Source organism: Streptomyces sp. R302, from assembly GCF_012927245.1.
GTDB lineage: Bacteria > Actinomycetota > Actinomycetes > Streptomycetales > Streptomycetaceae > Streptomyces.
The window spans coordinates 531,826-552,578 of record NZ_JABBGE010000006.1; the positions used below are offsets into that span (position 1 = coordinate 531,826).

A 20,753-nucleotide genomic window follows, 5' to 3' on the forward strand; every position below is an offset into this window, starting at 1 on the left:
GTACGCCGCCGCCACGTACGCCGCCGCCCGCGGAGGTCTCCCTCCGCGGGCGGCGGCGTATCGGCGTGCCGGCCGGTTCAGTCCCGCTGGGCGGCGGCGAGGCTCGCGGGCCTGAGGTCGGTCCAGTTCTCCTCCACGTACGCGAGGCACGCCTCGCGGGTGCCGGGGCCCGCGACGGTGCGCCAGCCGGCCGGGACCTCGGCGAAGGACGGCCACATCGAGTGCTGGTTCTCGTCGTTGACGAGGACCAGGAAGGTGCCCTGCGGGTCCTCGAACGGGTTGGTCGTCATGCGGTGTCACTCCTCTGGGACGGTGCGGTGAACAGTTCGGACAGCGGGCGTTCCGGACGGGCCGCCACGGTGCGCAGCAGCCGGAGCAGTTCGTCGGCGAGCCGCCGCGCCTTCGCGGTGCCGATCAGGTCGGTGGCGTGGACGAGCGCGCAGTGCACGGGGCCGTCGCCGCGCGGCTCGTGGAAGCCGAGGGTCAGCTCGGCGCGGGTCCGTCCGGTCGGGACGGCCTCCAGCGCGCCCACGCCGCCCTCCAGCGGGCCCAGGTCGGCCTGTTCGTGGTGGACGACCATGACCTGCGGTGCGTCGGCGGGCAGGCCGGTGGCTCGGACGACCTCGTCGAAGGGGACGTCCTGCCGGTCCAGGGCGCCGAGCGTGGTCTCCCGCACCCGGGCCAGCAGTTCGGCGAAGGTCGGGTCGCCTGCGGTGTCGGTGCGCAGCACGACCGTGTTGAGGAAGCTGCCGACGAGGTCGGCGAGCCGGTCGTCGGCGCGTCCGGCGACCATCGTGCCGATGGGCAGGTCGGTGCCGGCGCCGTGTGCGGTGAGCAGGGCGGCGAGGGCGGCGTGCAGCACCATGAACATGCTGGTGCCGGTGGCCCGGGCCAGCTCGTCCACGGACGCGTGCAGTGCCTCGTCGAGCACGAAGCCGACGTGGTCCGCGGGCCGCCCGGCCGGGCCGGCGGTGTCGGGTCGCGGGCCGTCGGCCGGCAGGGCCGGCCGCTGCGGGACGTCCCGGAGGGTCTCCCGCCAGTAGGCGAGCTGGCGTCCGCCGCGGCTGCCGGGGTCCGTGAGGTCGCCGAGGACCTCGTGCGCCCAGCGGGTGTAGTCCGCGTACGAGACGGGCAGCGGCTCCCAGGCGGGCGCGAGGCCCCGGGTGCGGGCCGTATAGGCGGTGGTGAGGTCGCGGAACAATGGGACGACGGACCATTCGTCGACCGCCAGGTAGTGCAGGGCGAGCAGCAGGGCCTGCGTGCCGTCCCCGCCGGTGAGCAGGCGGGCCCGCAGCGGGGCCTCCCGCTCCGCGTCGAACGTTCCGGCGGCGAGTTCCCTCAGCCGGGCGTCGAGGTCGGCGCACTCCTCGGCGATCAGGACGGGCGCGTCGACGGGCCGCTGGTGCACGGTGCCGTCCCGCTGTTCCGTGAAGGCCGTGCGCAGGGGTTCGTGGCGGTGGGCGGTGTCGGCGAGGGCGGCGGCGAGCACGTCCGCGTCGAAGCCGTCCGCGGCGCGCAGGACCAGCGCGTGGTCGAAGCCGGGGTGGCGGCGGTACGCCTGCCACTGCGGGCGCTGGCCGGGCGCGAGCGGCAGCGGCGCGTCCCCGCGCGCCGCGGGGCGGAGCGCCGGGCGGGCGGCGGCCGCGCCGTCGAGCTTGCCGGCGAGGCCGGCGACAGTAAGGGCGTCGAAGACGTCCCGGACGCCGAGCTCGACGCCGAACTCCGTGCGGATGCGGGCGAGGAGCCGCATCGCGGCCATCGAGTGGCCGCCGAGGGCGAAGAAGTCGTCGTGGACGCCGACGCCGTCGAGCCGGAGGATCTCGCGGAACAGTCCGGCGAGGCGGGTCTGCGTCTCGGTGGCAGGGCGGGCGTCGCCGGTCATCGCCGACCAGTCCGGGGCGGGCAGCGCCGTGCGGTCCAGCTTGCCGTTGGGAGTCAGCGGCAGCGGGCCTTCGAGCGGAACGACGAGCGCGGGGACCATGTACTCGGGCAGGAGGCCCGCGACGTGGGCCCGCAGTTCCTGCGGGTCGAGGCCGTCCGTGTCGGGGACGGCGTAGCCGATGAGCCGGACGATGTCCCCGTCGCGGTCGGGCAGGACGGCGGCCTGGGCGACCGCGGGGTGCCCGGCGAGGGCCGCCTCGATCTCGCCCAGCTCGATGCGGAAGCCGCGCACCTTGACCTGGGTGTCGACCCGGCCGAGGAAGTCGAGGTTGCCGTCGCGGCGCCAGCGGGCCCGGTCGCCGGTGCGGTACATCCGGCTGCCCGGCGCGCCGTACGGGTCGGCGACGAACCGCTCGGAGGTCAGGCCGGGCCTGCCGAGGTAGCCGCGGGCGAGGCCGCGCCCGGCGACGTACAGCTCGCCCACCACTCCGGGCGGCACGGGCCGCAGGTGCTCGTCGAGCACGTAGGCGCGCGTGTTGGGGTCGGGGCGGCCGATCGGCACCCGGCCCGTCGGGGTGGAGCCGTGCTCGCGGGCCGGCCAGAGCGTGGAGTTGACCGTCGCCTCGGTGAGTCCGTAGGCGCAGATCAGGTCGGCCGCGGCGCCGAACCGCTCGAACAGGTCCGGCGGCACGGTCTCGGTGCCGACCAGGACGGTCGCCCCTTCGGGGAGGGCGCAGCCGGGCGGCAGGGCCGACACCAGGGACGGCGGCAGGATCATGTGGGTGATCCGCTGGTCCGCGAGGAAGTCGGTGAGCGCCGGTCCCGCGACCCGCGCCTCGTCCGTGATGAGGACGAGCCGCCCGCCGTGGCACAGCGCCATCGCCAGTTCGAACGCGAAGACGTCGAAGCCGATCGAGGCGAACTGCAGGACCCGGCTGTCGGGGCGCAGCCCCATGCGGTCGACGGCCGTCGCGACCAGGCTGGCGATGCCCTCGTGGGGCACGACCACGCCCTTGGGGCGGCCGGTGGAGCCGGAGGTGTAGATCACGTAGGCGGCCTGGTCGAGGGCGACGGGGCCGCGCTCCAGGGGCCGTTCGGGGAGGGCGTCGAGTGCGGCGGCCGTGTCCGGCGCGTCGAGCAGGACGACGGGCACGCCCGGTACGTCGGGGATCTTCCCGGCGACCGGTTCGGTGCCGACCACGAGCACCGCGCCCGAGTCCTCGATCATGTACGCGAGCCGGTCGGCCGGATGGGCGAGGTCGAGGGGGAGGAACGCGGCGCCCAGCTTCAGGGCGGCGAGCACCGCGGCGACCATGTCCACGGACCGGGGCACGGCCACGCCGACGACGCTCTCGGCTCCCACTCCCCGTGCGGCGAGCAGCCGGGCGAGGCGGTCGGCGCGGGCGTCGAGCTGGGCGTACGTGACGGACCGGGCGCGGTCGACGACGGCGACGGCGTCGGGCCGCTCGGCGAGCCGCCGCGCGAACAGGGCCGGGAACGGCTCCTCCTCGACCTCGCGCGGCAGCCCGTTGAAGCCCTCCAGGACGAGCCGGCGCTCGTCTCCGGTGAGCATCTCCGCCTGCGACAGGGGCCGTTCGGGCGCGGCGACGAGGGCGGCGACGAGCCGGCGGAGCCGGGCGCCGAGCTCCGCGGCGGTCTCCGGGTCGAACAGCTCGGTGGCGTACTCCAGTCGGCAGCGGAGGGAGCCGGGGCGGCCGTCGGCCGGGGTGTGCTCGGTGAAGCTGAACACGAGGTCGAACTTGGCGGAGCGGATCCGGAACGGCACGTACTCCACGGCGAGTCCGGGCAGGGCCTGCTCCTCGCCGGTCCGCGCGTGGTAGCCGACCATCACCTGGAAGAGCGGGTTGCGGGAGAGCGAGCGCGTCGGGTTGAGCGCCTCGACGACCGACTCGAAGGCCACGTCCGCGTGCGAGAACGCGGCGAGGTCGGTGGCGCGGACCCGGGCGAGCAGTTCGGTGAAGCCGGGGTCGCCGCTCAGGTCGGTGCGCAGCACGAGCGTGTTGACGAAGAACCCGACCAGCTCGTCGAGGGCTTCGTCGCCGCGTCCGGCGATGGGCGCGCCGAGCGGGATGTCGGTGCCGGCGCCCATGCGGTGCAGCAGGGCGGCCACGGCCGCGTGCACGAGCATGAACATGCTGGCGCCGGTCTCCCGGGCGAGCCGCCTGAGGCCCTCATGGGTCGCGGCGTCGAACGCGACGTCCAGTTCGGCTCCGGTGAACGCCGGGCGGGCGGGCCGGGGCCGGTCCGTGGGCAGCTCCAGCTCCTCGGGGGCGCCGGCCAGCGTCGTTCGCCAGTAGGCCAGTTGCCGCGCGGCGAGGCTGTCGCCGTCGGCGGGGTCGCCGAGGAGCCGCCGCTGCCAGAGCGCGTAGTCGGCGTACTGCACGGGCAGCGGCTCCCACGCGGGAGCCTCGCCGCGCGTGCGGGCGGTGTAGGCGGCGGCCAGGTCGCGGAGGAAGGGCCGGTCCGACCACTCGTCGGTGGTGATGTGGTGCAGCAGCAGGACGACGACGTGGTCCTCGGGCCCCAGCTCCACGAGCGTGGCCCGCAGCGGCAGTTCGGCGGCGAGGTCGAAGGGGCGGTTGACGGCCGCGTCGACGAGGCCGGGCAGCTCGGCCTCGGTGGCGCGGACCGTCTCGACGACGGGGCGCGCCTGCCCGGCGGGCAGCACCCGCTGGAGCGTCCGGCCGTCCTGTGTCGTGAAGAAGACGGTACGCAGGGCTTCGTGACGTTCCGTCACGTCATCGAGCGCGGCGCGCCACGCCTCGGCGTCGAGGGCGCCGCGCGCCCGCATGACCAGCGGGAAGTTGTACGCGGACGAGGTGCACTCGATCTGCTGGATCACCCAGAGCCGCTGCTGGGCGTGGGAGAGCGGCAGCTCGTCGGGGCGTTCGCCGGCGGTCAGCGCGGGCCGGGCCGCCGCCCCGCCGCGGTCGGCCCGCCGCACCAGTTCGGCGACGGTGGGCGCCTCGAACAGGTCGCGGATGGCCAGTTCGGCGTCGAGCGCGGTCCTGGCGCGGCTGACGAGCCGGGTGGCGAGGAGGGAGTGGCCGCCGAGCTCGAAGAAGTCGCCGTCGATGCCGACGCTGCCCTCGGGCAGGCCCAGGACCTCGGCGAAGAGCGCGCACAGCGTCTCCTCGCGCGGGGTGCGCGGCGGGCGGCTGGTCGCGGCGCCGGCGAAGTCGGGGGCGGGCAGGGCCCGGACGTCGAGTTTGCCGTTGACGGTCAGCGGCAGGGTGGGGACGGTGACGAGCGCGGACGGCACCATGTAGTCCGGGAGGGCGGCCTTCAGGTGGTCGCGCAGGCGCTGGAGCAGCTCCTCACCGGCTCCGGTACCGGCTTCCGCACCCGCCTCGTCGTCCACCGCGCTGCCCGTCTCGGGGACGACGTAGCCGGCGAGGCGCCGGGTCCCGGTGGACTCGTCGACGACGACGGCGGCGTGCGCGACGGCCGGGTGCGTGGACAACGCGCCCGCGATCTCGCCGAGTTCGACGCGGTAGCCGCGGATCTTGACCTGGTCGTCGGTGCGGCCGAGGAAGTCGAGCAGTCCGTCGGGGCGCTGCCGGACGAGGTCGCCGGTGCGGTACATGCGCTCGCCGGGTTCGCCGAAGGGGTCGGCGACGAACCGTTCGGCGGTGAGGCCGGGCCGGTCGTGGTAGCCGCGGGCGAGGCCGGTGCCGGCGATGTACAGCTCGCCGGGGGCGCCCGGCGGGACGGGCCGCAGCATGGCGTCGAGGACGTGGGCGCGGGTGTTGCGGATCGGCACGCCGACGGTGGAGGTGGCGCTGTCCGCCGTCGAGCCGCCGAGGGTGTTGATGGTGTACTCGGTGGGCCCGTACAGGTTGTAGCCGTAGGTGCCCTCGGTGCGGCGCAACCGGTCCCAGACGGTGTCGGGGACGGCCTCGCCGCCGAGCAGAACAAGGGCGGGCCGGTGCTTCCCGGCGGCCTCGTCGTGGTCCAGGAGACCTTCCTCGACGAGAAGTCGGGCGTAGGTGGGCGTCACGTTGACGACGTCGACGCGGTGGGCGTCGCAGTAGGCGACCAGCGCCTCGGCGTCGCGGCGGAGTTCCTCGTCGCAGACGTGGACCTCGTGGCCCTCGACGAGCCAGAGCAGCTCCTCCCAGGACATGTCGAAGGCGAAGGAGACGGTGTGCGCGATGCGCAGCCGCCGTCCGCCGGCCGAGGCGATCGCCGGGTCGAAGATCTCTTTCTGGTGGTTGAGCTGCATGTTCGTCAGGCCCCGGTAGGGGGTGACGACGCCCTTGGGCCGGCCGGTGGAGCCCGAGGTGTAGATGATGTACGCCGGGTGCTCCAGGCGGTCCGGCAGGTCGTGCGCGAACGCGGGCCGTTCGGCGTCGGTGACCGTGCCGCCGGGCAGCGCGTCCAGTTCGGCGGCCACGGCCTCGTCGTCCAGGAGGAGTTCGGGGGCGGCGGGGCCGCCGGGGCCGCGCAGGGTCGGGGCGACGGCCGTGGTGGAGACGAGGCACAGCGGTCCGGTGTCCTCGACCATCAGCCGCAGCCGGTCCGCCGGGTGGTCGAGGTCGAGCGGCAGATAGGCGGCGCCGGTCCGCAGGACGGCGAAGAGGGCGGCGACCATGTCGAGGGAGCGGGGCAGCGCGAGCGCCACGGCCTTCTCCGGCCCGGCGCCCCGGGCGAGCAGCAGCCGGGCGATCCGGTTGACGCGCGCGTCCAGTTCGGCGTACGTGAGGGCGTGCGCGCCGAAGACCAGGGCCACGGCGTCGGGGGTACGGGCCACCTGGGCGGTCAGCAGGTCGGCGACGGTCTCGTTCGGCACGGGTGCGCGGCTGCCGTCCCGGCCGGCCGTCAGGGCGGCGCGCTCCCGGGGCAGCAGCAGGTCCACGCCGACGGTCCGGGCCGAGGCGGCGTCGGGGGCGGCGAGGAGGGCGCCGAGCCGCTCCAGGACGGTGGTGAACCGGCTGAGGACGGTCGCGGACGCCTCCGCGTCGAAGAGGTCGGGGCGGGCCGCGAGGGTGACCCGCAGCCGGGTCTCGGGGGTGACGATCAGGGTCAGCGGGAAGTGGGTGCCGTCCACGTTCGACACGTCCGTGATGCCGTGCCGTCCGCGCAGCGCGGCGGCCCGGTCCTCGCCGTCGGCGGAGCGGAGCACGAAGAGGGTGTCGAAGAGGCGGCGGTGCCCGGTCTCCTGCTGGAGGGTGCCGAGGCCCACGTACTCGTACGGCATGACGGCGGCGCGCTCGGACTGGATCCGCCGCAGCAGGTCGAGCAGCGGCTCGTCCGGGGCGAAGGCGATCCGGGCGGGGACGGTGTTGAGGAACATGCCGATGATGCCGGCCGCGTTCGGGACGTCGGCGGGCCGTCCGGCGACGGCGGTGCCGAAGGCGACGTCGCCGTGGCCGGTCAGCGCGGACAGGACCAGGCCCCAGGCGGCGTTGAGCACGGTGTTGAGGGTGAGGCCGTGGCGGCGGGCGAGGGCGCGCAGCAGGTCGCTGGACTCCCGCGACAGGACGGCGTGGTGGTCGGCCGGGATGACGGGGCCCGCGTCGCGGCCGGCCGGGGCGACGAGCGTCGGCTCGTCGAAACCGGCGAGCGCCTCGCGCCAGGCGCCGACGGCCCGGCCGGTGTCCTGCCGGTCCAGCCAGGCCAGGTAGTCGCGGTACGAGCCCGGGGCGGGCAGGCCGGTGGTGTCGCCGTTCCGCTCGTACAGCGTGAACAGCTCCTCCAGGAACAGCCAGGCGGACCAGCCGTCCCAGAGGATGAGGTGGTGGGTGACGACGAGCCGGTCGCGGCCGTCGCCGAGCCGCAGCAGCCGGAGGCGGCAGAGCGGCGGCGCGGACAGGTCGAAGCGCCGCCGCCGGTCGGCGGCGAGCAGCTCCTCGACGCGCGCGGTCCGCTCCGCCGGGGCGAGGCCGGTCAGGTCGGTCACGGTGAGCGGGATCTCCGCGCCGTCGGCGATGAACTGCACGGGCCGGGGCAGGCCGTCGCTGGTGAACCCGGCGCGCAGGCCGGCGTTGCGCGCGAGGAGCGCGCGGCAGGCGGCGCGCAGCCGGTCGGCGTCCAGGCGGTGGTCGAAGTCCAGGGTCTCCTGCGAGAGGTAGACGTCGAGGGCGTCGCCGCTGTCGTAGGTGGCGTGGAAGTACATGCCCTCCTGGAGCGGGGAGAGCGGCCACACGTCGGCGACGGCGAGCCCGGCGGCGACGGCCTCGACGCGGGCGGTCTCCTCCGGGGTGAGGTCGAGACCGCCCAGCGGGGTGGGCGCGGGAGGTTCGGCCGGGGCGGCGGCGGCCAGCCGGTCGAGCAGGGCCCGCAGGGCCGGGTCGACGGCGGCTCCGGACCGGGCCTGCGCGGCGAGCACCTCCTGGAGGGCGGCGGCGGCCTGCCCGGCGTCGGACGCGGAGACGGTCACCCCGGCGGCGGGAGCCTCGGGGGCGGTTCCGTCGGCGGGCCGGCCGGAGGGCTCGTCCGCGGCCGTCGCGGCCGTCGCGGCGAGCGCGGCGGGCGTGCGGTGCTCGAACACGTCGCGCGGGCTGATGGCCAGTCCCCTCTCACGGGCCCGGGTGGCGACGGCGATCGAGGTGAGGCTGTCGCCGCCGAGCATGAAGAAGTCGTCGTCGGCTCCGATGCCCTCGGCTCCGATGCCCTCGGTTCCGAGCGTCTCGGTTCCGAGCGTCTCGGTTCCGAGGACCTCGGCGAAGATCCGGCAGAAGGCGCTCTCCCGCGCGTCGCGGGGACCGCGCCCGCCTGCCCGGGGCGTGAACTCCGGTGACGGCAGGGCGTTCTGGTCGAGCTTTCCGCTCGGCGTCAGCGGCAGCTCGTCCAGGACCACGACGGCACTGGGCACCATGGCCGCGGGCAGCGCCCCGGCGAGCGCGGTGCGGAGGGCCTCGCCGTCCAGGGCCCCGCTGTCGGAGGCGGCTTCGGAGGCCCGGACGGCGTAGCCGAGCAGCGCACCGTCGCGGACGATCACGGCGGCGGCGCCGACGCCCGGCAGGGCGGCCAGCGCGGCCTCGATCTCGCCGGGTTCGACGCGGTTGCCGCGGATCTTGACCTGCCGGTCGGTGCGGCCAAGGTACTCGACGGCCCCGTCGGCACGGCGGCGGACCAGGTCGCCGGTGCGGTACATGCGCGCCCCGGGCTCGCCGAACGGGTCGGCGACGAACCGTTCGGCGGTCGGTCCCGGCCGGTCGTGGTAGCCGCGGGCCAGCTGGACGCCGGCCAGGTACAGCTCGCCGGGGACGCCGTCGGGCACCGGGCGCAGGAACGGGTCGAGCACGTGCAGGCGGGTGTTCCAGACGGGCCGGCCGATGGGGACGGCGAGCTCCGTCCCGCCCTCGTACGGGAAGTACGTGACGTCGACGGCCGCCTCGGTGGGGCCGTACAGGTTGTGCAGCGGTACGGGGCCGTGCGCGGCGCCGGTGGTGAGCTCCGACCAGCGCCTGGCCTGGGCGCCGGTGAGCGCCTCGCCACTGCAGAACACCCGCCGCAGGCTCGCCGCCCAGTCGGGCGGGCCGCCGTCGGCCTCCACGGCCTGGGTGAAGGCGGCCAGCATCGAGGGGACGAAGTGCGCGGTCGTGATCCGCCGGGAGTGGATCAGTCCGGCGAGGTAGGCGGGGTCGCGGTGGCCGTCCGGGCGGGCGAGGACGACCGCCGCCCCGGCGGTGAGCGCCCAGAAGAACTCCCACACGGACACGTCGAAGCTCGACGGGGTCTTCTGCAGCACCCGGTCGCCGGCGGTGAGCCGGTACGCGTCCTGCATCCAGGCGAGCCGGTTGACGACGGCCCGGTGGGTGACGGCGACGCCCTTGGGGCGGCCGGTGGAGCCGGAGGTGTAGATGAGGTACGCGGGGTGGTCGGGTCCGGCGGACCGCCCGGCCGCACCGGAACCGGCCCCGGCCCCGGCACCGGCACCGGCACCGGCACCTCCCGGACCGGACGCCGTGTCCTCCCGGTCGAGGACGAGGGGTACGAGCCCCGCCGCGTCCGGCAGCCGGAGGACGGCGTCGGCGGTCGTCACGACGGTCCGCGCGCCGGAGTCGGCGAGCATGTGCGCGACGCGTTCGGCCGGGTAGTCCAGGTCGAGGGGCAGATAGGCGGCGCCGGCCTTCAGGACGCCGAGGAGGGCGACCATCAGCTCGGCCGAGCGGGGCACGGCGACGGCGACGTACTCCTCCGGGCCCGCCCCGTCGGCGCGGAGCCGGGCGGCCAGGGCCTCGGCCCGCCGGTCGAGTTCGGCGTAGGTGAGCGTGGTGGACTCGTGGACGACGGCGGGGGCGTCCGGGGTGCGGGCCGTCTGCGCGGCGATCAGCGAGACGAGGGTGGCGTCCGGGACGTCGTGGGCGGTGGCGTTCGACGCGGCGAGGTGGTCGCGCTCGCGGTCGGAGAGCACGTCGGTGCGGGCGACCGTGCGCCCGGGCTCCGCCACCAGGGTGCGCAGCAGAGCGGTGAACCGGTGGGCGAGGACGGCGACGGTCACCCCGTCGAGGCGGGCGGCGTCGTGCTTGAACCGCAGCAGCAGGCCGCCGTCACCCGGGTCGGCGACGAGGGCGAGCGGGTAGTGCACGGCGTCGAACACCTCGGCGCCGGTGATGCGCGGGGCGCCGGGTTCCGTGCCGTCCTTCGGGTCGCCGGCCGGGAAGTTCTCCAGGACCACGAGCGTGTCGAAGAGCTCTCCGCCGCCTGCGAGGCGCTGGATGTCGGAGAGGCCGAGGTGCTGGTGGTCGAGGAGGGCGGCGTGCTCGTCCTGGACCCGGCGCAGGAGGCCGGCGAGCGACTCGTCGGGGCGCAGGGTGACGCGGGCCGGGACGGTGTTGACGAACAGGCCGACGGCGGTGTCGAGGCCGGGGACCTCGGTCGTCCGTCCGGAGACGGTGGTGCCGAAGACGACGTCGCGGCCGCCGGTGAGCGCGCCGAGGAGCAGGGCCCAGGCTCCGTGCAGGACGGTGCCGAGGGTGAGGCCGTGGGCGCGGGCGAAGGCGTGGAGCTCGGCCGTGAAGCCCTCGGGCAGCCGGGTGTCGACGTGCTCGGGCCGGGCCGGCGCCCGCCCCGCGTCCCCGCCCTCACCTGTCTCCCCTGTCTCCCCGGTCGCGGCGAGCCGGGTGGGCTCGTCCAGGCCGGCCAGGGCGGCGCGCCAGGCGTCGCGGGCGGAGTCCCGGTCCCGGGATGCCAGCCACGACAGGTACGGGCGGGGGTCGGCCGGCTCGGGCAGGGCGTCGCCCCGGTAGGCGGCCGCCAGTTCGCGCAGGAGGACGGTGACGGACCAGCCGTCGGCGACGATGTGGTGCAGCGTGAGCAGGAGGCGGTGGCGTCGGCCGTCCCGGATCAGGGTGGCCCGGATGAGGGGCGGCCGGGTCAGGTCGAAACGTTCGGCGCGGTCGGCGGCGAGCAGGGCGCCGATCCCGGTCTCCGCCGTGTCGGCCTGCCGCCACGGCAGCGTGACGTGGCGGGCGAGCCGCTGGACCACCTGGCCGCCGGGCAGCTGCCGGTAGGCGGCGCGCAGCAGGGGGTGCCGGTCGAGGAGCAGCTGCAGGGCGCGGCGCATCCGGCCGGGGTCCACCGGGCCGTCGAGGTCGAGGAGTTCCTGGACCACGTAGAGGTCGGCCGCGTCCTCGTCGAAGGCGGCGTGGAAGTAGAAGCCCTCCTGGAGGGGGGAGACGGGCAGCGCGTCCTCGTCCAGGACGACCGGGGCGATCGGCGCGATCGGGGCGACCGCCAGGGGCGCTTCGTCGGCGGCCCGGGCGAGCGCAGCGACCGTGCGGAGCCGGAACACCTGGCGCGGGGTGAGGGCGAGCCCTGCCTCGCGGGCGCGGTTCACCAACCGGATGGCGACGATGCTGTCGCCGCCGAGTTCGAAGAAGCTGTCGTGGACGCCGACCGAGGGCAGGCCGAGGACCTCGGCGAAGAGTGCGGCGAGCGCCGTCTCGGCGGGGCCCGCGGGCGCGTCGGCGCCGCCGACGGCGGTCCAGCGGGGCTCGGGCAGGGCGCGCCGGTCGAGCTTGCCGTTGGGGGTCAGGGGCAGCGGCCCGTCGAGGACGACGACCGCGGACGGCACCATGTGGTCGGGCAGGGTGTCCGCGACGCGGGCGCGGGCGGCGGTGACGGCGGCCTCGGTGTCCGTGCCCTCGTCGCCCACCAGGTAGGCGACGAGGCGCCTGACGCCCCGGTGGTCCTCGCGGGCGAGGACGGCGGCCTGGGCGACGCCCGGGCAGGCCATGAACGCGCTCTCGATCTCGCCCGGTTCGATCCGGTGGCCGCGGATCTTGAGCTGGCCGTCGGCGCGCCCGAGGAACTCCAGGTTGCCGTCGGCGCCCCAGCGGACGCGGTCGCCGGTGCGGTACATGCGGCTGCCGGGTGCCCCGTACGGGTCGGCGACGAATCGTTCCGCCGTCAGGCCGTGCCGGCCGAGGTAGCCGCGGGCGAGGCCGCGCCCGGCGACGTACAGCTCGCCCTCGGCGCCGACGGGGACGGGGCGCAGGGCCGTGTCGAGGACGTAGGCGCGGGTGTTGGGGTCGGGGCGGCCGATCGGGGCCGGGCCGGGTCGTGCCGGATCGGCGGGCCACAGCGTGGAGTTGACGCTGGCCTCGGTGAGCCCGTACGCGACGACGACCCGGACCCGCCCCGCCCAGCGGGCGATGAGCTCGCCGGGTACGGCCTCCGTTCCCACGATCAGGACGGCTCCGTCGGGCAGTTCGCACTCCGGGGGCAGCGCGGAGACCAGGGAGGGCGGCAGGATCATGTGGGTGGCCCGGTGCCGCGCGATGTAGTCGGTCAGGGCGGGGCCGGCGACGCGGCGCTCGGCGGGGACGAGGACGATCCGGCCGCCGACGCACAGCGACATGATCAGGTCCCAGACGGTCACGTCGAAGCCGACGGAGGCGAACTGGACGACGCGGCTGTCGGCGGTGACGCCGATGCGGTCGGTGGCGGTGGCGATGAGGCTGCCGACGCCGTCGTGCGGGACGACGACGCCCTTGGGACGGCCGGTGGAGCCGGAGGTGTAGATGACGTACGCCGCCTGGTCCAGGGCGACCGGCACGCCGGGGCCGGTGGCGTCGCGGCGCGCGAGGGCGTCCGCGGTGGCGGGGTCGTCGAGCACCAGGCGCGTGACGCCCGGCGCCTCCGGGAGTTCGCCGGCGAGCTCCCGTACGGTGATCACGGTACGGGCCCCGGCGTCGTCCAGCATGTAGGCGATGCGGTCACGGGGGTGGTCGGCGTCCAGCGGCAGGTAGGCGGCGCCGGCCTTCATCACCGCGAGCAGGGCGACGACGAGTTCCGAGGAGCGCGGCAGGGCCACGGCGACGACGTCCTCGGCGCGGACGCCGCCCGCCTCGGCCAGGTGGCGGGCGAGCCGGTTCGCGGCGGCGTCGAGCTCCGCGTAGGTCAGCTCGCGCTCCTCGAGGACGAGCGCGACGGCGTCGGGCGAGCGGCGCACCTGCGCCTCGAAGGCGGCGGGCCAGGAGAGTTCGGCGGTCTCGCGCGGCGCCACGCCGAACTCGTCGAGGAGGAGGGCGCGTTCGGCGTCGGAAGTGAGGTCGAGGTGGCCGACGGACCGGTCGGGGTCCTCGGTGAGGGCGTGCAGCAGCGCCAGGAAACGCCGTTCGTGGGCCCGCAGGGTGTCCTCGTCGCAGACGGCCGGATCGGCGTCGAGGTGCACGACGACGCCGTCCGCCCCCGCACCCGGGTCCTCGCCGAAACCGAAGGCCAGGTCGCTGACGGGGCCGAGCCATTCCGGCCGGAGTACGGCTCCGGCGGCGCGGTCCCCGAAGGTCAGGCCGTCGGTCCTGGGCAGGATGTTGACGGTGGGGCCGACGAGTTCGGCGACGCCGTCGACGAGCCCGCGCTCCTTCGCCAGGTCCTCGGCGCGGTGGCGGCCGTGCGCGACCGTCTCGGCGACGGCCTCGCCGACGTGGGCCACGAGGGCGGAGGCGGTGGTGGCGGGCCGGACGGTCAGGCGCAGCGGGACGATGTTGGAGACCATGCCGGGGACGGTGGCCGACACCTCGTCCTGGCGTGCCGCGACCGGCAGGCCGAGGACGAGGTCCTGTTCGCCGGTGACCCGGTGCAGATACGCGGCCACGGCGGCGATCAGGACGCGCGAGGTACGGGTGCCCGCGCGGTCGGCGGCCCGGCGCAGCCGCGCGGTCTCCTCGGCGGACAGCTCCACCGACCGCCTCAGCCGGCGCGTCGCGAGCGAGGGCGCCCGCTCGACCAGGCGGGCCGGCTCCGGCAGTCCGGCCAGGCGCTCCCGCCACCAGGCGCGCTCGGCCTCGTACCGCTCGGAGGCCCGGTGGGCGAGGTCGGCGTCGACCAGGCGCCGCAGGGACCCGCCGGGGCTCGCGGGGGCCCGCTCCCCGAGGGTGTAGAGCTCGCCGGCGCGCCGGGAGATCAGTGCGACGCCCGCGCCGTCGACGAGGATGTGGTGGTACCGCTGGTACCACCACACGCGGTCGTCGGCGAGCCGGAGCAGGGCCTGGGCGAAGAGCGGCCCGCCGGCCAGGTCGGCGGGGCGGTCCCGGTCGGCGGTGATCCACCCGGCGGCGGCCTCCTCCGGTTCCTCCGCGTCGCGCAGGTCGACGACCGGGACGTCGAAGGCGACGGCGGCGGGGGTCTGCCGGGGCCCGCCGCCCTCCCCCGGCGCGATGCGCACGTGGAGGCACTCGGCCTCCGCGACGGCCTGCCGCACCGCCGCGCCGAGGCGGTCGAGGTCGACGGCGCCGCGCACGTCCAGGGCGAAGACGATGTGGTAGGCGGAGCTGTCCGGTTCGATCTGCTGGGCCAGCCAGATGCCGGTCTGCCCACCCGTCAGGGGCATCCCGGGCGCGGGTGTCCGGTCCGACTCGACGTCAAACATCGTCCGTTGTGCCTTTCCCTGGCGGTGCGGAGGTGTGGCGGTGCGGGGCGGGGAGCTACTTGACGGCCGTCAGCAGCGGCTCGATCTCGTCGATGGCGTAGGGGATCGACAGGACCGTGTTGAAGGAGAACGCGGCGCCGATGTCCGGGCCCTGGTAGGGCACGAACAGGTCGCGCTTCTCCTGGTGGACGTCGAGCTTCTTGTAGAGCGGTTCGGCCTTGATCCGGTCGTTGGCGTCGGTGCTGGAGGTGACCCAGACGAGCCGGTCGACGTCGAGGACGTTCAGCTTCTCGGCGCTGAGCTCGGCGACGTTCCAGCCGGGCTTGGCGAGGGTGTCGATCTCGGGCTTCGCCTTGAAGCCGAGCTCCTTGAAGAAGATCGCCTTCGGGTCGGTCTTCGTGAACGCCGAGTACGTGCCGGCCTCGAAGCTGTCGGCGACGACGAGGGTCTTGTCCGCCCACTCGGGGTGCTTGGCGCGAGCGGCCTCGAAGCGGGCGTCGATGCCGGCGATCAGCTTCTCGGTCTCGGCCGACTTGCCGAGGGACCTGCCGATCTGACGTGTCATCACCTGCCAGGAGGCGCCGTAGTCGGGGACGCCCTGGGGCTGGGCGACGACCTTGGTGAACTTCGAGAGCGTGTCGTACTGCTCCTTCTTCATGCCGGAGTACTGCGCGATGACGAGGTCCGGCTCGAGCGCCGCGATCTTCTCGATGTTGTACTCGTCGCGCTCACCGACGATCTGCGGCTTCGCGGACCCCCACTTGTCCTTCGTCCACGGCCACTTGCCGTACGGGTCCTCCTTGAACCAGTCCACGGCCCCGACCGGCTTGATCCCGAGCGCGAGGACGGCGTCCTGGTCGGAGAGGCCCAGCGTGACGACCCGCTGCGGCTCCTTGTCGATGGTCGTGGTGCCGTACTTGTGCCGCACCGTCACCGGGAAGGCGGCGGACGTCCCGCCCCCGCCGGCCGTGGCCTCCGGCTTCGCCTCGGGCTTCGCCTCGGTCTTCTCCGGGCCGCTCCCGCAGGCGGACAGGGCGAGCGCGGCGACCGTGGCGACGGCGAGGTGCGGCAGGTGTCTGAGGGACCGCTTCGGAGCGGGGCGCGTACCAGTGGACACAGTCGTTCCTTTCGGGGGATCTCACAGTGCGTGCCACGCTCGCCGGGCGCGACGGCGCCGCCCGACGGGCGTGGCGGGTGGGGGCTCGACCAGGACGCGAAGTCCCGGCGGCGGAAGGGCTCTAGCGCGCCGAGCCGATGCCGTCGGCGACCGGCCGGGCCACGCCGCCCCGCACCGCCGCCGGCCCCCGGGCGAGGATGGAGTCGAGGATCTCGCCGACCCTGACGGCGGTGTTGGAGAGCAGGGACGACGTGATGCCGTGGGTGTGTTCGGTGCCGCCCTGGAGGTAGATGCCGCAGCGCAGTTCGGGACCGGTCGTGAGCCGGTAGTCGCGCTCGACACGGATGCGTCCCTCCTCGTCGCGGTGGCAGTGGTCGGCGACCGGGCCGAGCAGTCCGACGGGGTCGGCGGGGCGGTAGCCGGTCGCGTACACGACGACGTCGGCGTCCAGGACGGTCTCCTCGCCGGTCACCAGGGAGGTGACGGTGGCGTGGACCCTGTCGCCGCTCTCCTCGACGCCGGTGAGCCGGGAGACGTTGAGGAAGCGGAGGCGTTCGGTGCCGAGGACCTTCTCCTGGTACGCCTGCCGGTAGAGGTCGTCGATCAGGTCGACGTCGACGACCGAGTAGTTGGTGTTGCCGTGATAGTCCATCAGTTTGCGCTTCACGTCGCCGGGGGCCGTGAAGTACTCGTCGACGGCGTCCGGGTCGAAGATGCGGTTGGCGAAGCCGCTGTCGTCCGCGGGGCTGTAGCCGTAGCGGGAGAAGACGGCGCACACCTCGGCGCCGGGGAAGCGGCGGTGCAGGTACGCGACGTTCTCGGCCGCGCTCTGCCCGGCGCCGACGACGACGAAGCGGGTGGGTTCCGTGCCGTCCAGGGCGTCGACCTTCGTGAGCAGCTCGGAGTTGTGCCACACGCGGTCGGTGCGGGCGACGCCCTCGGGCATCAGTGGCCGCAGTCCCGTGCCGATCACGAGGTTCCGGGCCCGGTGGACCACGGTCTCGGTGCCGGTGCGGGCGGTGACGTCGAGGTATGCGACGACGCCGTCGCGGACGACGGGTTCGACGGCGACGACCTCGTGGCCGTAGGAGACCATGTCGTCGACCTTGGCCGCCGCCCACTCGAAGTAGTCGTGGAACTCGACGCGCAGCGGGAAGAGGTTCTTGTGGTTGACGAAGTCGATCAGCCGGCCCTTGCTGCGCAGGTAGCAGAGGAAGCTGTACTCGCTGGCCGGATTCCGCAGCGTCACCAGGTCCTTGAGGAAGGAGACCTGCATGGTGGCGTCGTCGATCAGCATGCCGCGGTGCCAGCCGAAGCCCGGCTGCCGCTCGAAGAAGTGCGCGGTGACGGCCTCCTGCCTCCCGACGCGGGCGTTGTGCTCGCTGAGCGCCAGCGCCATGGCCACATTGGACGGCCCGAAGCCGATGCCTATGAGGTCGTGGACCAGAGGGGCGTCGCCAGGAAGACCCTGAGACATGTCACTCCCATCGTGCGTGAGCCGGCTGGAACTTAGGTAAAGCTAACCTGACCTGCGTTGGACTGTCGACGGGACAAACCGGACAGCTGACGGAGGCTCACCCCTCAACTGGCCGAAAAACATTGGGTATTGAAATGTTAGGTAAGCCTTGCTTTACTTGCCGCCGTCATTCGCTCTTCCGAGGAGGAACCCTCATGCGGGTCGTCATGTTCGGTTACCAGACGTGGGGTCACCGCACCCTGAAAGCACTCCTGGAGTCCGAGCACGACGTCGTGATGGTCGTGACGCACCCCAGGAGCGAGCACGCCTACGAGAAGATCTGGAGCGACTCGGTCGCCGACCTGGCCGAGGAGCACGGCGTCCCCGTCGCCATCCGCAACCGGCCGGACGACGAGGAGCTGTTCGACCTCCTCAAGGCCGCCGATCCGGACATCATCGTCGCCAACAACTGGCGTACCTGGATCCCGCCGCGCGTCTACTCGCTGCCCCGTCACGGCACGCTGAACGTCCACGACTCCCTCCTGCCGAAGTACGCCGGCTTCTCCCCCCTCATCTGGGCCCTCATCAACGGCGAACGGGAAGTCGGCGTGACGGCCCACCTGATGGACGAGGTGCTCGACGCCGGCGACATCGTGGACCAGCGCGCGGTCACCGTGGAGCCCACCGACACGGCCACCGACCTCTTCCACAAGACCGTCGACCTCATCGCCCCCGTCACCATCGGCGCGCTCGCCCGGATCGCCGCCGGGGAGACCGAGTTCACCAAGCAGGACCGCTCCCGGGCCAGCTTCTTCCACAAGCGCGCCGAGGAGGACATCCGCATCGACTGGGACTGGCCGGCCGAGGTCCTGGAGCGCCTGGTCCGCGCCCAGTCCGCGCCGTACCCCAGCGCCTTCACCTTCCACCGGGGCAAGCGCCTGGAGATCCTCTCCGCCGTGGTGTCGGAGGGCCGCTACGGCGGCACCCCCGGCCGCGTCTTCTACCGCGAGGGCGACGGCGTCGTGATCGTCGCCGGAGCCGACGCCCGCACGGGCCGCAACCACGGCCTCGCCCTCACCCGCGTACGGACGGAGGACGGCCGCGAGCTGCCCGCCGCCGAGTACTTCACCTCCATGGGCGGGTACCTCACCTCCCGGCCGTGAGCCCGCGCGTACGACACGACCGGGCCGGATGGACCTCACCCGCGCGGTGAGCAAGGGGGAACAACGTATGGAACGGCCGGTCGTCTCCGGCACCGCGTGCGACGCGTCCGGAGCGAGGTTCACCGTCGTCGGCATCTCGAACACGCCCACGACCGACTGGGCCGAGGTCTTCAGAGCACTGGCGGGCACCGACCTCACACTCGTGGGGGACCCGCCGGCCCCCGCGGGCCCGCCCCGCCTGAGCATGACGCCGCCGAGCGTGCTCGACCTCAACGCGTACCTCATGTACGCGATCGGCAAGGCCGCGCGCCGCCGGCTCACCGAGCGACTGGCCGCCCACAACCTGCGGTTGTGGCACCTCACCGTCATGGCGATGGTGGCCGACCTGGGCCCGCAGATGAAGACGCTCCTCGCCGCCCGGCTCGACATGAACTCCAGCGACCTGGTGAAGATCGTCAACGACCTGGTGCGGACGGGCCACGTCGACTGCGCCCGGGATCCGGTCAACCGCCGCAGGATCCTCGTCCGCCTGACCCCCGAGGGCAGGGCCTACCTCGACCTCCTCAACGCGGACATCGCCGCCACGGACGACGAGGTCCTGGCCCCCCTCGGCCCGGACGAACGCGAGGTCCTCGCCTCCCTGCTCCGCCGGGTCCACCACCACCTCGAACCGGGCCCGGCCGGCACCGTCCACCACGAGACGGCGCGATTCGCGCAGGTCCCGCCGAGCGGCTCCGACGAGGACGGACGCATCGACTGGACGCGCTCCGCGGCGGAGATCGCCGGCTTCGTCGAGACCCGGCGCCCGCCGCGCCCCCACGCCTTCACGCACCACGCCGGCCGGCGGCTCGACGTCCTCGCGGCGACGGTCTCCCGGGGCCTGTACTCCGGCGAGCCGGGCCACGTCCACCACCACGAGGACGAAGGCGTGGTCGTCGTCACCGGCGCCGACCACCTCGGCGGCGGCAGACCCGGTCTCGTCCTGCACCGCGTACGGAACGAACACGGCGCGGAGTTCAGGGCCGAGGAGTACTTCACCCGGGGAGGGACGGGACCCGGACACTTGGATGGCCCCGGATGAGGGCCCCGGACATGGGGCCCGGATCGGGAAGGGAGGCGGGGTCCGGACGGCCTGGGTTCGCACCTGTCGACACACGGACGACGGCGCGTCCGGCCCTCCGGCGCGGAGGGGCGGACGCGCGACCGGTACGGAGGGACTACTCGGCCGGGTCGACCTGGAAGATCTTCGCCATGTCGTCGAGGACGACGTCGGCACCCTGGAGGGAGACGGACGTCATCCAGATCTCGTCCTTGACCTCGTGGACGTCGCCGTTCTTCACCGCGGCCAGACGGCTCCACAGCGGGTTGGCGAGGAACTTGGCCTTGCGCTCCTCGCCGCCGGAGAAGGAGCTGTAGAAGACGACGTCGGCGTCGGCCTGGGCGATCTGCTCCTCACTGATCTCCAGGTTGAACTTCTCGGTGTCCCGCTGGTTCTCGGGCCGGGCCAGGCCCATGTCCTGGAGGATGATGCCGCTGAAGCTCTTCGGCAGGTAGATGCGCGTGGGGCCGTCGACGAAGCGCACGATGGAGACGGTGGGGTTCTTCTTCTTGGCGTTGATCGCGGCGCCGACCTTCTTCGCCCGGGTCTCGTACGCGGTGAGCTTCGCCTTGGCCTTCTCCTCCTCGCCGAGCGCCGTGCCGAGGAGGGTGACGTTGTCCTTCCACAGCGGGCCGGTGGTCTTGACGAAGACGGTGGGGGCGATCTGCTCCAGCTGCTCGTACAGGTCCTCGTGACGGACCGTGGCGGAGACGATCAGGTCCGGCTTGAGGGCCGCGATGGCCTCCAGGTTGGGGCTGTCGAGCGGGCCGACGTCCTTGGTGTCCTTGACCGCGTCGCCGAGGTAGGGCGGGAAGCCGGTCTGGTCGCGGTAGGAGCCGATGCCGCCGACGAGCTTGCCGTCGAGGGCGACGACGGCCTCGACGAGGCTGTTGTCCAGGGCCACGACGCGCTGCGGCTTGGCCTTGATCTCGGTACTGCCCTTGTCGTGCCGGACGGTACGGGGGAAGCCCGCGGCCTTCTCGGCCGTGGCCGCCGTGCCGTCGGAGGACTTCGGCTCGGTGCCCGATCCGCCGCAGGCGGAGAGGCCGGCCGCGAGGGCCGCGGTGAGCAGGAGCGCGCCGATCCGGCCACGGCGTGCGGGGTTGCGGGTGAACATGGAACTCCCCAGAGCGGTTGGGTTAGGCAAGCCTTACTTTACTAATCCGGGGTGAGCATAGCCATGAGGTTCACAG

At 74.1% G+C, this 20,753-nt stretch carries 7 protein-coding genes; 2 read left to right on the top strand and 5 right to left on the bottom strand.

Annotated features, from left to right (window positions below; translation table 11 throughout):
* Positions 1-77: 77 nt before the first annotated feature.
* From HHL19_RS21460 to HHL19_RS21475, 4 genes are all read right to left on the bottom strand, one after another.
* Entirely contained in the window at positions 78-290 is a 213-nt protein-coding gene (locus HHL19_RS21460) for an MbtH family protein (RefSeq protein ID WP_169091896.1), read from the bottom strand.
* Positions 287-14,725, bottom strand: a complete 14,439-nt coding sequence (locus tag HHL19_RS21465) for a non-ribosomal peptide synthetase (RefSeq protein WP_169091897.1) — start codon at positions 14,723-14,725, stop codon at positions 287-289. Before HHL19_RS21465 ends, HHL19_RS21460 begins: the two co-directional genes overlap by 4 nt.
* A 55-nt stretch (positions 14,726-14,780) precedes the next feature.
* Positions 14,781-15,842, bottom strand: a complete 1,062-nt coding sequence (locus HHL19_RS21470; protein WP_169091898.1) for an iron-siderophore ABC transporter substrate-binding protein — start codon at positions 15,840-15,842, stop codon at positions 14,781-14,783.
* A gap of 121 nt (positions 15,843-15,963) precedes the next feature.
* Positions 15,964-17,319, bottom strand: coding sequence for a lysine N(6)-hydroxylase/L-ornithine N(5)-oxygenase family protein (locus tag HHL19_RS21475; protein WP_169091899.1), 1,356 nt, complete (start codon positions 17,317-17,319; stop codon positions 15,964-15,966).
* 194 nt (positions 17,320-17,513) lie between these two features.
* Between HHL19_RS21475 and HHL19_RS21480 the strand changes: the two genes are divergently transcribed.
* Entirely contained in the window at positions 17,514-18,461 is a 948-nt protein-coding gene (locus HHL19_RS21480; RefSeq protein WP_169091900.1) for a methionyl-tRNA formyltransferase, read from the top strand.
* Positions 18,462-18,528: 67 nt separating this feature from the next.
* Positions 18,529-19,542, top strand: coding sequence for a winged helix DNA-binding protein (locus HHL19_RS21485; RefSeq protein ID WP_169091901.1), 1,014 nt, complete (start codon positions 18,529-18,531; stop codon positions 19,540-19,542).
* Positions 19,543-19,678: 136 nt separating this feature from the next.
* On the opposite strand, the gene HHL19_RS21490 is transcribed toward HHL19_RS21485, so the two are convergent.
* Positions 19,679-20,677 carry an iron-siderophore ABC transporter substrate-binding protein gene (locus HHL19_RS21490; protein ID WP_169091902.1) on the bottom strand — a complete coding sequence of 333 codons (999 nt, stop codon included), beginning with the start codon at positions 20,675-20,677 and terminating at the stop codon, positions 19,679-19,681.
* Positions 20,678-20,753: the final 76 nt, after the last annotated feature.

Coding starts and splice junctions, on each gene's coding strand:
- HHL19_RS21460 (WP_169091896.1), bottom strand. CDS start 290: ATGACGACCAACCCGTTCGAGGACCCGCAGGGCACCTTCCTGGTCCTC.
- HHL19_RS21475 (WP_169091899.1), bottom strand. CDS start 17,319: ATGTCTCAGGGTCTTCCTGGCGACGCCCCTCTGGTCCACGACCTCATA.
- HHL19_RS21480 (WP_169091900.1), top strand. CDS start 17,514: ATGCGGGTCGTCATGTTCGGTTACCAGACGTGGGGTCACCGCACCCTG.
- HHL19_RS21490 (WP_169091902.1), bottom strand. CDS start 20,677: ATGTTCACCCGCAACCCCGCACGCCGTGGCCGGATCGGCGCGCTCCTG.
- HHL19_RS21465 (WP_169091897.1), bottom strand. CDS start 14,725: ATGTTTGACGTCGAGTCGGACCGGACACCCGCGCCCGGGATGCCCCTG.
- HHL19_RS21485 (WP_169091901.1), top strand. CDS start 18,529: ATGGAACGGCCGGTCGTCTCCGGCACCGCGTGCGACGCGTCCGGAGCG.